Origin of the sequence: Massilia sp. MS-15 (genome assembly GCF_020176695.1) — a bacterium.
GTDB lineage: Bacteria > Pseudomonadota > Gammaproteobacteria > Burkholderiales > Burkholderiaceae_D > Telluria > Telluria hydrophila.
The window spans coordinates 134,076-147,972 of record NZ_JAIWIA010000013.1 but is presented as its reverse complement, the minus strand read 5'-3'; the positions used below and the strand labels follow the sequence as shown (position 1 = coordinate 147,972).

The 13,897-nt window shown below is 66.7% G+C and carries 10 protein-coding genes; 6 read left to right on the top strand and 4 right to left on the bottom strand.

Annotated elements, in window-relative coordinates:
* Window positions 1–25: 25 nt before the first annotated feature.
* The 4 genes from LCI23_RS07105 to LCI23_RS07090 all read left to right on the top strand — a co-directional run bounded on the left by LCI23_RS07105 (window position 26) and on the right by LCI23_RS07090 (window position 5,763).
* The gene (locus LCI23_RS07105) at window positions 26–2,083 is read left to right on the top strand and encodes an NAD(+) synthase (protein ID WP_224945733.1); all 2,058 of its coding nucleotides are present in this window, start codon (window positions 26–28) and stop codon (window positions 2,081–2,083) included.
* 24 nt (window positions 2,084–2,107) lie between these two features.
* Window positions 2,108–2,446 carry a P-II family nitrogen regulator gene (locus tag LCI23_RS07100; protein ID WP_224945732.1) on the top strand — a complete coding sequence of 113 codons (339 nt, stop codon included), beginning with the start codon at window positions 2,108–2,110 and terminating at the stop codon, window positions 2,444–2,446.
* Between the two features lie 154 nt (window positions 2,447–2,600).
* Window positions 2,601–4,100: an ATPase domain-containing protein gene (locus tag LCI23_RS20615; protein ID WP_235584362.1), complete on the top strand. Its 1,500-nt coding sequence runs from the start codon at window positions 2,601–2,603 to the stop codon at window positions 4,098–4,100.
* Window positions 4,093–5,763 carry an ATP-binding protein gene (locus LCI23_RS07090; RefSeq protein ID WP_224945731.1) on the top strand — a complete coding sequence of 557 codons (1,671 nt, stop codon included), beginning with the start codon at window positions 4,093–4,095 and terminating at the stop codon, window positions 5,761–5,763. The genes LCI23_RS20615 and LCI23_RS07090 overlap by 8 nt, the downstream gene beginning before the upstream one ends.
* Here the strand turns inward: LCI23_RS07090 and LCI23_RS07085 are convergent.
* The 4 genes from LCI23_RS07085 to trxB form a co-directional block, all read right to left on the bottom strand.
* The gene (locus LCI23_RS07085) at window positions 5,760–6,365 is read right to left on the bottom strand and encodes a trimeric intracellular cation channel family protein (RefSeq protein WP_224945730.1); all 606 of its coding nucleotides are present in this window, start codon (window positions 6,363–6,365) and stop codon (window positions 5,760–5,762) included. The two genes, LCI23_RS07090 and LCI23_RS07085, sit on opposite strands and share 4 nt — an antisense overlap.
* 87 nt (window positions 6,366–6,452) lie before the next feature.
* A complete protein-coding gene (locus tag LCI23_RS07080) occupies window positions 6,453–8,639 on the bottom strand; it encodes an ATP-binding protein (RefSeq protein WP_224945729.1) in 2,187 nt (728 codons plus the stop codon).
* Between the two features lie 114 nt (window positions 8,640–8,753).
* Window positions 8,754–9,431, bottom strand: a complete 678-nt coding sequence (locus LCI23_RS07075; RefSeq protein WP_224945728.1) for a Smr/MutS family protein — start codon at window positions 9,429–9,431, stop codon at window positions 8,754–8,756.
* An 8-nt stretch (window positions 9,432–9,439) separates the two neighbouring features.
* Window positions 9,440–10,411 carry a thioredoxin-disulfide reductase gene (gene trxB / locus LCI23_RS07070; protein WP_224945727.1) on the bottom strand — a complete coding sequence of 324 codons (972 nt, stop codon included), beginning with the start codon at window positions 10,409–10,411 and terminating at the stop codon, window positions 9,440–9,442.
* Window positions 10,412–10,616: 205 nt separating this feature from the next.
* On the opposite strand from trxB, the gene LCI23_RS07065 reads away from it, so the two are divergent.
* Together LCI23_RS07065 and lolA are read left to right on the top strand one after the other, a co-directional pair.
* Window positions 10,617–13,127 carry a DNA translocase FtsK gene (locus tag LCI23_RS07065; RefSeq protein WP_224945726.1) on the top strand — a complete coding sequence of 837 codons (2,511 nt, stop codon included), beginning with the start codon at window positions 10,617–10,619 and terminating at the stop codon, window positions 13,125–13,127.
* 91 nt (window positions 13,128–13,218) lie between these two features.
* The gene (gene lolA / locus LCI23_RS07060) at window positions 13,219–13,860 is read left to right on the top strand and encodes an outer membrane lipoprotein chaperone LolA (RefSeq protein WP_374041152.1); all 642 of its coding nucleotides are present in this window, start codon (window positions 13,219–13,221) and stop codon (window positions 13,858–13,860) included.
* Window positions 13,861–13,897 lie beyond the last annotated feature (37 nt).

Below are 13,897 nucleotides of genomic sequence, written 5' to 3'. Positions count from 1 at the left end.
ACATTTGGATAATGGCGGACCACCAATGAACAAGCGATTCTTCAACCTCTACACGCACCACTTCGCCCGCGTCGCGGTCGCCATTCCGCGCTGCCGGATCGCCGACCCCGGCTTCAACGTCGAGCAGACCCTAAACCTGGCGCGCCAGGCGGCGGCCGAGGGCGCCGTGCTGGCCGCCTTTCCGGAACTGGGCCTTTCGGCCTACAGCTGCGACGACCTGTTCCACCAGGGTGCCCTGCTCGATGCCTGCCTGGACGGCCTGGCCAGGATCATCGAGGCATCGCGCACCCTGCCGCTGGCGCTGGTCGTCGGGCTGCCGCTGAAGGTCAACCACCAGCTCTTCAACTGCGCCGCCGTGGTCGCCGGCGGCCGCGTGCTGGGCGTGGTGCCCAAGAGTTTCCTGCCTAATTATGGCGAGTTTTACGAATCCCGGCAGTTCAGTGCCGCCGATTGCGCCGCGGTCGAGCAAATCGACCTGTTCGGCGCCACCGTTCCCTTTGGCCCCAACCTGCTGTTCGAGGTCGAGAACCTGCCGCTGCTGCGCTTCCATGTCGAGATCTGCGAAGACGTCTGGGTGCCGATCCCGCCGTCCTCGTTCGCGGCGATGGCCGGGGCCACGGTGCTGGTGAACCTGTCGGCTTCGAACGTCGTGGTGGGCAAGAGCGGCTACCGCCACCAGCTGGTGAGCCAGCAGTCGGCGCGCTGCCTGGCGGCCTATTTGTATACCTCGGCCGGGCGCGGCGAGTCGACCAACGACATGGCCTGGGACGGGCAGTCCCTGATCTACGAAAAGGGCGAGCTGCTGGCCGAGTCGGAACGCTTCAGCGACGACTCGCACGTGATCTACGCCGACGTCGACCTCGAGCGCCTGTCGAACGAGCGCATGCATGCGACCACCTTCGCCCAGTCGGTGCGCCGCCATGCGGACGAAGTCGCGAAATTCCGGCGCGTGGCGTTCGCGCTCGACCTGCCCGTGGCGCGCGACCTGCCGCTGGCGCGCACGGTCGAACGCTTTCCCTATGTGCCGGCCGACGCGGCGCGGCGCGACGAGCGCTGCCAGGAGGTCTATAACATCCAGGTGCAGGCCCTGGTCCAGCGCCTGTCGAGCACCGGCATCAGGAAGGTGGTGATCGGTGTCTCGGGCGGGCTCGACTCCACCCACGCGCTGCTGGTCTGCGCCAGGGCCATGGACCGGCTCGGCCTGCCGCGCACCAACATTCTTGCCTACACGATGCCGGGTTTCGCCACCAGCGAACGCACCCTGCACCAGGCCAATGCGCTGATGCGCGTGGTCGGCTGCAGCGCCCAGCTGATCGACATCCGGCCGAGCTGCCTCCAGATGCTCAAGGACCTCGGCCACCCGTATGTGGAAGGCAAGGCCGACTATGACATCACCTTCGAGAACGTGCAGGCGGGCGAACGCACCAACCACCTGTTCCGCCTCGCGAACTTCCACAACGGGATCGTGATCGGCACCGGCGACCTGTCCGAGCTGGCGCTGGGCTGGTGTACCTATGGCGTGGGCGACCACATGTCGCACTACAACGTGAACGCGAGCGTGCCCAAGACCCTGATCTCCTACCTGGTGCGCTGGGTGGCCGAGACCGGCGCCGTCGTGCAGGATGGCGCTGACGTGCTGCTGCGTATCCTCGATACCGAGATCAGCCCCGAGCTGGTGCCCGGAGGGGACAAGGATGGCAAGCCGGCCCAGATCACCGAGGACACGATCGGACCCTACGAGCTGCAGGATTTCAACCTGTACTACACGCTGCGCTATGGCTTCAAGCCGAGCAAGGTGGCCTTCCTTTCATGGAGCGCCTGGCACGACCGCGCGCAAGGCAGCTGGCCGAGCGCGGCCAATGTGCGCAACGAGTACGGGCTGGATGCGATCAAGAAGAACCTCGGCATCTTCCTGTGGCGCTTCTTCAAGACCAGCCAGTTCAAGCGTACCTGCGTGCCGAACGGGCCGAAGGTCGGCAATGGCGGCTCGCTGTCCCCGCGCGGCGACTGGCGCGCACCGTCCGATTCCGAGGCCACCGTGTGGATGGATGACCTGAACAATATTCCCGACCAAGCCCGATAACCTGTTGTGTAGAGAGAGAACAAGATGAAACAGATTACCTGCGTGATCAAACCCTTCAAGCTGGATGAGGTGCGCGAGGCGCTGGCCGAAGTGAACGTCACCGGCCTCACCGTGACCGAAGTGAAGGGCTTCGGCCGCCAGAAGGGCCATACCGAGCTGTATCGTGGCGCCGAGTACGTGGTGGACTTCCTGCCGAAGGTGAAGATCGAGGTGGTGGTGGACGACGCCATGGCGGACGGGGTGGTCGACGCCATCATCAAGGCGGCGCGCACCGGCAAGATCGGCGACGGCAAGATCTTCGTCCAGAACGTCGAGCAGGTGATCCGCATCCGCACCGGCGAAACCGGCCCGGACGCCGTCTGACCCGACCGGCGCTCATCCCTTGTAGTCCTATTCTTGCTTGACGAGAAGCCAGCCCGCCAGCGTCGCGCGGGCTGACCTGAGCTATCATGCATAAAATTGTATTTATGGCATGTAAGATATCGTTCGCTCTTCCTTCAAATTCAGCGAGAACCCCATGAGCGACCTGGAAAAAATTCACACCGGCATCCCCGAGCTCGACATGGTCTTGCGCGGCGGCCTGCCCCAACAGCGTATCCACCTGGTCGAAGGGCGGCCGGGTTCCGGCAAGACCACCATCGGCCTGCGCTTCCTGATCGACGGCGCCGAAAAGGGCGAGACCTGCCTGTACGTCTCGCTGTCCGAGACGGTCGAGGAACTGCGCGCCACCGCGGCCAGCCACGGCTGGTCGCTGGAGAACATCGCGCTGCGCGAAGTCGTGCCGGCCGAAGTCCAGCTTGGCCGCCAGCAGAGCGTGCTGTTCCCGTCCGAGGTCGAGCTGGGCGAGACCATCGCGGCGATCACCGGCGCGGTACAGGACATCGCCCCGACGCGGGTGGTGATCGACTCGATGTCGGAACTGCGCATGGTGGCCGACGACCCGATGCGCTACCGGCGCCAGATCGTGGCCCTGAAGCGCTTCCTGCTGCGGCAGAACTGCACCACGCTGCTGATGGACGACCTTACCGACGAGCCGCGCCAGTACGACCTGCAGGGCACGGTGCACGGCGTGATCACCCTCGAACAGCGCGAGCGTGAATTCGGCGCCGCGCGCCGGCGGCTGCGGGTGGTCAAGATGCGCGGCGCCGAGTTCCAGAGCGGCTGGCACGACTTCGCCATCACCGCGCGCGAAGTCTACGTGTTCCCGAGCCTGATCGCGGACGAGCACAAGAGCGAACGCAGCCGCGACGCGATCACCAGCGAGATCCCGGCCCTGGACGGCATGCTGTGCGGCGGCCTGGCGCGCGGCACCTCGGCCCTGATCCTCGGCCCGACCGGGGTCGGCAAGTCTTCGCTGGCACTGCAGTACGCCAACGTCGCCGCCGAGCGCCAGGAGCACGTCGCCTATTTCGCCTTCGACGAGTCGCGCGCAACCCTGGTCGAGCGCGCCAACGGGCTGTCGATGCGCGCCGCCGACGCCATCGACAAGGGCACCATCTACTGGGAACGCATCAATCCCTCGCGTATCTCGCCAGGAGAATTCATCTGGAAGGTGCGGCGCCAGGTCGAGGGCCAGGGCGCGGCCGTGGTGGTCATCGACAGCCTGAATTCCTATCTCGAGACCATGCACGAGGAAAAGGCGCTGATGCTGCAGATGCACGAGCTGCTCAGCTACCTGTCGAACCAGGGCGTGCTGTCGATCCTGATCGTCGGCCAGAGCGGCTTGCTGAACGACGTCGGCGACCCGCTCGACATCGCCTTCATCAGCGACACCGTGATCCTGATGCGCTACTTCGAGGCCGAAGGCCAGGTACGCAAGGCGATTTCGGTCGTCAAGAAGCGTCCCGGACGGCATGAAACCAGCATTCGCGAATTTTCCCTCACCGCCGCCGGGGTCGCGGTGGGGCCGGCGCTGGAAGAGCTGCAGGGTGTGCTGAGCGGCGCGCCGCGCGCGGCGGCCGAGGCTTCCGGGCCGCCCGAAGCCGTGGCTCCACCGCCGCCGGTGGGACATGACTGACCCGCGCAAACCCGGCGCCAGCGTAGCCGTCGCCATCTGCGCGCCCTTCGGCTACGACGAGCAGGCGCTGGCCGGCCTGCTGGCGGAGTGGGGCGCGCAGGCGAGGACCTGCGCCGACGGGGCCGCGCTGGCCGCGGCGGTGGAAGATCCCGGCGTCTGGCTGCTGCTGCTCACCGACGATGCCCTGGAAACCCACGCCACGCCGCTGGCCGCGGCGCTCCAGGCGCAGCCCGCATGGTCGGACATGCCGCTGATCGTGCTCAGCGCCCAGGCCAGCAGCAGCGGCTCGCACCTGCAATGGAATTTCCTGCGCCAGTTCGCGAATATCACGGTATTGGGGCGACCGGGGTCGGCCAACGTGCTGCGCACCGCCTTTGACGCCGCCTGCCGTGCGCGTGCCTGGCAGTTCACCGTGCGCGAGCAGATGGCGACCCTGTCGGCGGCGGCCACCCTGCTGGAGCAGCGGGTGCTGGAACGGACCGCCGAGCTGGTGGCGGAAACCGACAGCCGCAAGCGGGTCGAAAGCGCCCTGAACGAAGCGCGCAAGCTCGAAGCGATCGGGCGCCTGACAGGCGGCGTGGCCCACGACTTCAACAACCTGCTGCAGGTGATCCAGGGCTCGACCACCCTGCTGCCGCTGGTCGAGCCGCACAGCGAGCGCTGGGAGCGCGCCCTGCATGCGATCCAGCGCGCGGCCGCGCGTGGCGCCAAGCTGACCCACCAGCTGCTCGCCTTCGGCCGGCGCCAGGCCCTGAGCGGCGGCGCGCTCGACATCGCGCGCCAGCTCGACGAGATGCGCGACCTGCTGCAGCAGTCGCTGCGCGAACGGATCGTCCTGCAGCTCGAGGTCGCGCCGGACCTGTGGCTGGCCGAGGCCGACTTGACCCAGCTGGAAGTAGCACTGCTCAACCTGGCCGTGAATGCTAAGGACGCCATGCCGGACGGCGGCACGGTCACGATCCGCGCGCGCAACTGCAGCCTGCCCGCGCCGGAACTGCCCCAGCTCGGGCTGAGCGGCGACTTCATCTGGCTGACCGTGCTCGATACCGGCGCCGGCATGGCGCCCGACGTGGTGCGCCAGGCCTTCGACCCCTTCTTCACCACCAAGCCGGTCGGCGCCGGCACCGGCCTTGGTCTGAGCCAGGTGTACGGGTTCGCGCGCCAGTCCGGCGGCATGGCCTGGATCGAGAGCTCGACGCAAGGCACGGCAGTGTCGATCCTGCTGCCGCGCAGCGCGGCCGAACGGGTGCAGCAGAAGGAAGACGGCGCGCTGGCCGCACCTCTGGAGGCCGGCGCGCGCGTGCTGTTCGTCGAGGACGACGCGGAGGTCGCCGACGCCACCCTTGCGCTGCTGTCCAACCTCGGTTGCGAAGCGTTGCTGGCGCGCGATGCGCAAGAGGCGCTGCGCCAGCCGCTGGAGCAGTTCGACCTGGTGTTCTCGGACGTGGTGATGCCAGGGGCGATGGACGGCATCGGCCTGGCGCGCCATATCCGCGAGCGCCACCCAGGGCTGCCCGTGCTGCTGGCCAGCGGCTACGTGGTGGCGCCCGAGCGCCTGCGCGGGCTGGATGTGAGCGTGCTGGCCAAGCCCTATACGCAGGAAGAACTGCGGCGGACGCTGGCGCGGCTGCTGGCGCGCGGCGCCGGCAAGGGCGCGCCCTAGCGGCCCATGCGCAGGTCGAACTTCCAGGTAAGCAGGCGCAGGCTACTGATGAACAGGGCGCTCGACCAGAGCGCGAAGTCGTGCGCCACGCCATACTTGCCCATCAGGAGGAACAGCCAGTTGCCGAGGAAGGCGCAGATCGCATAAGGCTTCCCGTCGCGGAACACCATGGGCACTTCGTTGCAGACGATGTCGCGCAGCACCCCGCCGAAGATCCCGGTGATCACTCCCATCATCGAGGCGATGAAGATCGGCATGTTGGCGTCCAGCGCAGCCGAGGTGCCGGCAATCGAGAACAGGCCCAGGCCGACCGCGTCGGCGATCACGATCAGGCGTTCCGACACGATCTGGCGCAGGGTGCGGATCAGCGGCGAGGCCACCAGCGCCAGCACGAAGATCAGGATCGCGTATTCCTGGTGGATTACCCAGAACAGGGGGCGGCGGTCGAGCAGGATGTCGCGCAGGGTACCGCCGCCGAAGGCCGTGATGAAGGCAACCGTGAACACGCCCACCAGGTCCATGCGCTTGCGCCGCGCCTCGATGAAGCCGGAAAAGGCGCCGACCAGGATCGCCATGATTTCGATGAACTTGATGAGGGTCATGCGCTAGGGAAGAGCCGGGGTGTTGCTAGACTACCATGCCGCTGAGCATTTATGAAAGGCGCAGTCAGCCGGACAGACTAGCGGTCCCTAGCTGTCGAGCAGGGGCAGGCGCACCGCGAACACGACTTCCGCGCCCTGATGCCGGTAGGCGATCTCGCCATGGTGCTCGCGCACGATCTGCTGCGCGATGTACATGCCCAGCCCCATGCCGGTGCGGTTGCGCGGATTGTGCAGCGAGGCGCGCTTGAAGGGATTGAACAGGGTCGCCACGATGTCGGGCGCGATCGGCGCGCCCACGTTGCTGACCTCGACCACCGCTTCCCGTCCGTCCGCCATCACGCCGACCCGCACCGGCGTGCCCGCTTCGCCATGGTGGCGCGCGTTGCTCAGCAGGTTGGACAGCACCTGGCCCAGGCGGCCGCTGTCGGCATTCACGATTGCCGGTTCGCGGGGACCGGACTGGAAGGGAATCGCGGGATAGGCCATGCGCGCTTCGTCGAGCAGGTCTTCGACCAGCGCGGCCAGGTCCACCGGTTCCAGGCTCATGCCCAGACCGAGGCCGCCGTCGATGCGGCTCATGTCCAGCACCTGGCTGATCATGCGCTGCATGCGGCTGGTCGAGGACTGGATGCGCTTGCCCAGGGTCGGCTGGGCGGCGTTCTTTTCGAGTACCATGCCGGCCATGTTGATCGAGTGGAGCGGGTCGCGCAGGTCGTGGCCAAGCATGGCCAGCAACTGCGCACGGGTGGCCTCGGTCTGGCTGCGGCGCGAGGTCATCACGCGCACCAGTTCCGCCATGGTCAGCCGCGCATTGGCCAGGATCGTCGCTTCCCACGGATGCGCATGGCCGCGCACCGTCTCGTACCAGGCGTCGAAGGAGCCGCGCGGCGTCAGGCGTTCGCCCAGCGGGCCGAAGGTGCTGGTCTTCTCGGGCCGCCTGCCCCAGGCTACCTGTTCGATCTGCTCGACGCGCAGCACGATGTTCCAGCCGTTGGCTGGCGGATCGAAGGGCAGGGCCAGCATGCCGACCCACTTGCCGAGCCGGGCGCGGACCGGCGCGGGCCAGTCGTCCAGTTTTTCCCGCATGATCATGTCGTGGCCGCCGTCCGGCAGCGAGTCGACGATGGTCTGCGCCAGGCCGGCCGGAACATCGCCGTGCACGCGCAGCTTGCCGTAGCAACTCGTGATCTGCGCCTGGGCGTCGGTGGCGGCCAGGATCGACCCGGCGAAGCGGCTGAAGGTCTCGAGCGGGTCGTCCTCCAGCAGCAGGTCCTCGACCAGCTTGGTGCGGTTCGAGGCCGAGCGTTCGATCAGCTGGCTTTCCAGACGCGACTCAATGCTGTGGATGGTCGAGCCCATCACCTGGGCCAGCACGTCGGCCGCCATGCGGATCGAGTAGGGGACAAGCTTGCGCGCCATGTGGTGGCAGGCGATCAGTCCCCACAGGCGGCCATTGATCACGATCGACACGCTCATCGAGGCGCCTACGCCCATGTTCTTCAGGTATTCGATGTGGATCGGCGAAACGCTGCGCAGCACCGCATGGCTCATGTCCAGCGTGGGCGTGCCCGCCGGGCCGAGCAGGGGAACGGCCTGGTAGTCCACGTCGACGATCGAGCGCAGGGTGTTCAAGATGTACAGGCGGCGCGCCTGGGCCGGGATGTCCGAGGCCGGGTAGCGCTGGCCGAGGTAGGGCACGAGGTCGTCGCGCCGGCTCTCGGCCACCACGTCGCCGCTATCGTCGGGGCGGAAGCGGTAGGCCATCACGCGGTCGAAGCCGGTGAATGCGCGGATCTGGTCGACCGCGCTGGTCAGCAAACCCTCGATCGTCTTCTGGCGGCGCAGGCGGTCGATCGAAGCATGCGCCTTGACCGCGAACAGCGCCACCTGGTCCGCACCCACGTCGCGTCCCTCGAACTCGGCCACCACGCGGCCGCAGGCGGCGTGCACGATGCAGTCGAAGTCCTGGCCTCCGATGTCGATCGGGACCATCGAGGGCGAGCTCTCCGTCTCGCCGGTGCCGACATAGTCGCCCAGCAGGTCGAGCACGGGTTGCGGGAGTGGCAGCGCATCATAGGGCATGCCAGGAGCAGGATCGACGGCGAGCAGGCCGGGAGCGTTGACGCTCCAGCCTTCGAGCAGGCCGCTGGCAGTGAAGAAGAGGAGGGCGCCGTGTGGCTGGATCAACCCGGGAAGATGGATCGGCTCGTCGGCACAGTTGAGCAGGTCGACCTGGCGGCCGTGCTCCATGGGAATCACGGAAGTACCCTTCAATTCGCCACCATTCCCTTCTCGTCAAATCCGGCAATTGCCGGTCGAGCACATTTTACATGCAATGCATGGCGCGACACACTTTATTCAAAAGGAGAGACCGGTCCGTGCGCCGGTTCAGTCCTGGAGGGCGGGGCGCAGCAGGACAACCAGGGCGCCGTGCCCGCCATCCTTCTTGCCGGCGACGCAAAAGGCCACCACTTCGCTCTTCTGCACCAGCCAGCTGTGCACGATCCCGCGCAATACCGGTTCGCCCTTGGGCGAACCATAGCCGATGCCGTGCACGATGCGCACGCAGCGCACGCCGCGCCGGTTGGCACGGTGGAGGAACTCGGTGACGGCGTCGCGCGCCTGGTCGCGGTTCATGCCGTGCAGGTCGAGTTCGTCCTGCACCGGCCAGTGGCGCTTGCGCAGCTTCTTGACGACGTCCGGCCCCACACCCGGCTGGGCGTAGCTTAGCGACGGGTCTTCGTCGAGCAGGCCCTCGACGTCGAACAGGTCCGACAGCGACTCGCGCAGCACGGCCTGGATTTCTTCTTCCTCGGACAGGGGCATGCCTGGCTTGCGGTCCTGGAAGCTGCGCTCGGACGGTACGTAGACCGGGCGGTAGACGTAGCGGTCCGACTCCGGCAGCTTCTTCACGTCTACCATCGCGCCGCGAAATTCCACGGCGCGCGCGCGCGCGATGCGCTCGCGCCTCTCGCGCTCGGCCTGTTCGATGGCGCGCTGGCGCTCGTCTTCCTTGAGCTTGTCGCGCAAGCCCTTCAGTTCGGAAAAGTCCTTCATGCCCGCCATCGTTCCCCTCAAGCCTGTTGCGGCGAGTCCTCCAGCGCTTCGAGGTAGCGCTGGGCGTCGAGCGCGGCCATGCAGCCGGTGCCCGAGCTGGTGATCGCCTGGCGGTAGATGTGGTCCTGCACGTCGCCGGCGGCGAACACACCCGGCACGCTGGTGGCGGTGGCCATGCCTTCGGTACCCGAGCGGGTCAGGATATAGCCGTTCTTCATCTCGAGCTGGCCTTCGAAGATGCCGGTGTTCGGCTTGTGGCCGATCGCCACGAACAGGCCGTGCACGGCCAGGTCGCGGGTGGCACCGTCGCCGGTGGACTTGATCCGCAGGCCGGTCACGCCGCTGTTATCGCCCAGGACTTCGTCCAGGGTGTGGTTCAGCGCCAGTTCGATCTTGCCTTCCCCGACCTTGTGCATCAGGCGGTCGACCAGGATCGGCTCGGCGCGGAACTTGTCGCGGCGGTGGATCAGGGTCACCTTGGAGGCGATGCCGGCCAGATACAGGGCTTCCTCGACCGCGGTGTTGCCGCCGCCGATCACCGCCACTTCCTGGTTGCGGTAGAAGAAGCCGTCGCAGGTGGCGCAGGCCGACACGCCCTTGCCCATGAAGGCCTGTTCCGAGGGCAGGCCGAGGTACTGGGCCGAGGCGCCGGTGGCGATGATCAGGGCGTCGCAGGTGTATTCGTGCGCGTCGCCCACCAGGCGGATAGGTTTCTCATGCAAGTGGGTGGTGTGGATGTGGTCGAACACGATCTCGGTATTGAAGCGCTCCGCGTGCTGCAGCAGGCGCTGCATCAGTTCCGGACCCTGCACGCCCAGCGGGTCGCCCGGCCAGTTCTCGACGTCGGTCGTGGTCATCAGCTGGCCACCCTGCTCGACGCCGGTCACCAGCATCGGCTGCAGGTTGGCGCGCGCGGCGTACACGGCGGCGCTATAGCCGGCAGGGCCGGAACCGAGAATCAGGACTTTGGCGTGTTTGGAAGTAGTCATGGGAGGCTTCAATAAGAGATGAACAAGCGGAAACTGGGGGCGGCCTTCTCCAGATCAAGGCCTGCTTTGCAACACAAGATTATAGACGATGATGCATGCCAGCATGAATCGTGGTCCGGCCCAGCCGTATATGGCTTAGAATGGGCGGATTGTCGATAGCGTACACTTCTGCGGACATTTTGCAGACATTTAGCAGCACCAAGCAATGAGCAAGAATAGCCAAGCCAGCACTTCAGGATATACCCGCACCGCGCAATCCACGCATGCCCGCCAGCCCCTGCCGGGCCGGTTGTCGCGCCTCCTGCTGGAGGCGCGCTGGATCGCCATGGCCGGCGCCTTCCTGTACTTCGTGCTGATCCTCCTCAGTTACAACAAGGCCGACCCGGGCTGGTCGCACGCCAATGCCGTGCCGCGCATCGCCAACCTGGGCGGCAAGGCCGGCGCCTGGCTGTCCGACCTGCTGCTGTTCATCTTCGGTTTCTCGGCCTGGTGGTGGGGCGTGATCTTCCTGCGCGGGGTGTGGAAGGGCTGGCACCGTCTGAGCAACGCGCTGGCGCCGGCCGAACCGGTGCATGCCGGCGAAATGTACGTGCGCTGGACCGGCTTCGCCATCATGTTCATCGGCAGCGTCGGACTCGAGTTCCTGCGCATGCATGCCTGGAAGGTCGAGCTGCCGCGCCTGCCGGGCGGGGTGCTGGGCCAGGAGCTCGGCCTGGCGGCCCTGGCCGCCTTTGGCGCCACCGGCGCCACCCTGCTGTTCCTGCTGCTGTTCGGGCTCGGCTTCTCGCTGTTCTTCCAGGTGTCCTGGCTGGCGGTGGCCGAGCGCATCGGCGAAGCGGTCGAGAACACGATCGACTGGTTCCGCCTGCGCATGGAAGACCACGAAGACCGCAGGCAGGGCGAGGCCGCGGCCGTCAAGCGCGACGAACTGATGGTGAACGAACGCCAGAAGTACACCGAGAAGCATCCGGCCCCGCCGGCCATCGTCAAGGCCGAGCCGGTCCTCGAGCCGCGTCCGCAGGCCGCGTCCCAGGACGGGGCGCGCGCCGAACCCGTGATCCTGCCGCCTTCGATGCCGGCCTCGCTGGCCATGCCGCCCGCGTCCTCGCCTGCGCCTTCGGCCCAGGCCCCGGTACCGTCGATCAAGATCGAGCCGCAGATGACCAGCGTGCCGAAGTCCGAGCGGGCCCAGAAGGAAATGCAGACCCCGCTGTTCCACGACCTGAACGGCGACTCGCCGCTGCCGCCGCTGGCGCTGCTGGACGAGGCGCCGCCGGCCCAGGAGACGGTGGCGGTCGAGACGCTGGAATTCACCAGCCGCCTGATCGAGAAGAAGCTGTCCGACTTCGGCGTCGAAGCCAAGGTGGTGGCGGCCTATCCGGGCCCGGTGGTCACCCGCTACGAGATCGAGCCGGCCACCGGCGTCAAGGGCAGCCAGATCGTCAACCTGGCGCGCGACCTGGCGCGTTCGCTGTCGCTCACCTCGATCCGCGTGGTCGAGACCATCCCGGGCAAGAACTACATGGCGCTTGAACTGCCGAACCCGAAGCGCCAGATCGTGCGCCTGTCGGAGATCGTCGGCTCCAAGGTGTATGGCGACAGCGCTTCCGCGCTCACCGTCGCGCTGGGCAAGGACATCGCTGGTAAACCAGTCTGCGCCGACCTGGCCAAGATGCCGCACCTCCTGGTGGCGGGTACCACCGGTTCGGGTAAATCGGTGGGCATCAACGCGACCATCCTGTCGCTGCTCTACAAATCCGACCCGGCCGATGTGCGCCTGATCCTGATCGACCCGAAGATGCTGGAGATGTCGGTGTACGAGGGCATCCCGCACCTGCTGGCGCCGGTCGTGACCGACATGCGCCAGGCCGGCCACGCGCTGAACTGGGCGGTGAACGAGATGGAGCGCCGTTACAAGCTGATGAGCAAGCTGGGCGTGCGCAACCTGGCCGGCTACAACGGCAAGATCATGGAAGCGGCCAAGCGCGAGGAACACATCCCGAATCCGTTCTCGATCATGCCGGACAATCCCGAGCCGCTCGAGAAGCTGCCGACCATCGTCATCATCATCGACGAATTGGCCGACCTGATGATGGTGGTGGGTAAAAAGGTGGAAGAGCTGATCGCCCGTATCGCGCAGAAGGCGCGCGCGGCCGGCATCCACCTGATCCTGGCGACCCAGCGCCCGTCGGTGGACGTGATCACGGGCCTGATCAAGGCCAACATCCCGACCCGCATCGCGTTCCAGGTATCCTCGAAGATCGACTCGCGCACCATTCTCGACCAGATGGGCGCCGAAACCCTGCTCGGCATGGGCGACATGCTCTACATGCCGCCGGGGACCGGCCTGCCGATCCGCGTGCACGGCGCCTTCGTGTCCGACGACGAAGTGCATCGAGTTGTAAAACATCTGCAGTCGCTCGGCGAACCGAACTATATTGAAGGCATTCTCGAAGGCGGCACGCTGGAAGAAGGCAATGCCGAGGGTATCCCGGCCGGCGAGGGCGGTGGCGAGTCCGACGCACTCTACGACCAGGCGGTGGCCGTGGTGCTCAAGCACCGCAAGGCCTCGATCTCGCTGGTCCAGCGCCACCTGCGCATCGGCTACAACCGTGCGGCCCGCCTGATCGAGCAGATGGAACACGCCGGCATGGTGTCGCCGATGCAGTCGAACGGCAACCGCGACATCCTCGTGCCGGCCACGACCGCCGAATAACCCACGTCCACCGCTGCGGCATGCTTTTCGTAGGGTGGGCGGGTCCCCCGCCCACGCGGTCAACGCACGGTGGCGGACCACAACAAGAGGAATGCACATGAAATTCACGTCCCATGCCTTCGCAGCAGCCGTCGTCGCCAGCGCCCTCGTGCTGCCTGGCACCACCCACGCCGCAGCCCTCGACCAGTTCAAGAGCTTCGTCGCCGGCACCAAGTCCGCTAGGGGCGAATTCACCCAGCAGCAGCTGAGCAAGTCAAAAAGCGGCAAGGCCGCTCCCGTCTCGAGCGGCAGCTTCGTGTTCGCCCGTCCCGGCAAGTTCATCTGGACCTACCAGAAGCCCTACGAACAGCTGCTGCAGGCCGACGGCGAGACGCTCTACATCTACGACAAGGACCTGAACCAGGTCACCACCCGCAAGCTCGGCAACGCGCTGGGCTCGTCCCCGGCCGCCATCCTGTTCGGCAGCAACGACCTGGAAAAGAACTTCACCCTGAGCGAAGCGGGCGAGCGTGACGGCGCCGAGTGGCTGACCGCCGTGCCGAAGGCGAAGGACACGACCTTCGAACAGATCGGCATCGGCCTGAAGGGCGGGGTGCCGGTGGCGATGGAACTGAAGGACCAGTTCGGCCAGGTCTCGCTGCTGAAGTTCACCAATTTCCAGCGCAATCCGGCGCTGGGCGCGCAGCAGTTCAGGTTCGAGGTGCCGAAGGGCGCCGACGTCGTCAGCCAATAAGCGGGGTGCCGCGCAGGCCGGCCGTGCACGTCTTCCG

Excerpts from the sequence above, each read along its gene's own strand:
- LCI23_RS07100 (WP_224945732.1), top strand. The coding sequence starts at position 2,108 with ATGAAACAGATTACCTGCGTGATCAAACCCTTCAAGCTGGATGAGGTG.
- LCI23_RS07065 (WP_224945726.1), top strand. The coding sequence starts at position 10,617 with ATGAGCAAGAATAGCCAAGCCAGCACTTCAGGATATACCCGCACCGCG.
- LCI23_RS07090 (WP_224945731.1), top strand. The coding sequence starts at position 4,093 with ATGACTGACCCGCGCAAACCCGGCGCCAGCGTAGCCGTCGCCATCTGC.
- LCI23_RS07085 (WP_224945730.1), bottom strand. The coding sequence starts at position 6,365 with ATGACCCTCATCAAGTTCATCGAAATCATGGCGATCCTGGTCGGCGCC.
- LCI23_RS20615 (WP_235584362.1), top strand. The coding sequence starts at position 2,601 with ATGAGCGACCTGGAAAAAATTCACACCGGCATCCCCGAGCTCGACATG.
- LCI23_RS07105 (WP_224945733.1), top strand. The coding sequence starts at position 26 with ATGAACAAGCGATTCTTCAACCTCTACACGCACCACTTCGCCCGCGTC.
- lolA (WP_374041152.1), top strand. The coding sequence starts at position 13,219 with ATGCACATGAAATTCACGTCCCATGCCTTCGCAGCAGCCGTCGTCGCC.
- trxB (WP_224945727.1), bottom strand. The coding sequence starts at position 10,411 with ATGACTACTTCCAAACACGCCAAAGTCCTGATTCTCGGTTCCGGCCCT.
- LCI23_RS07075 (WP_224945728.1), bottom strand. The coding sequence starts at position 9,431 with ATGGCGGGCATGAAGGACTTTTCCGAACTGAAGGGCTTGCGCGACAAG.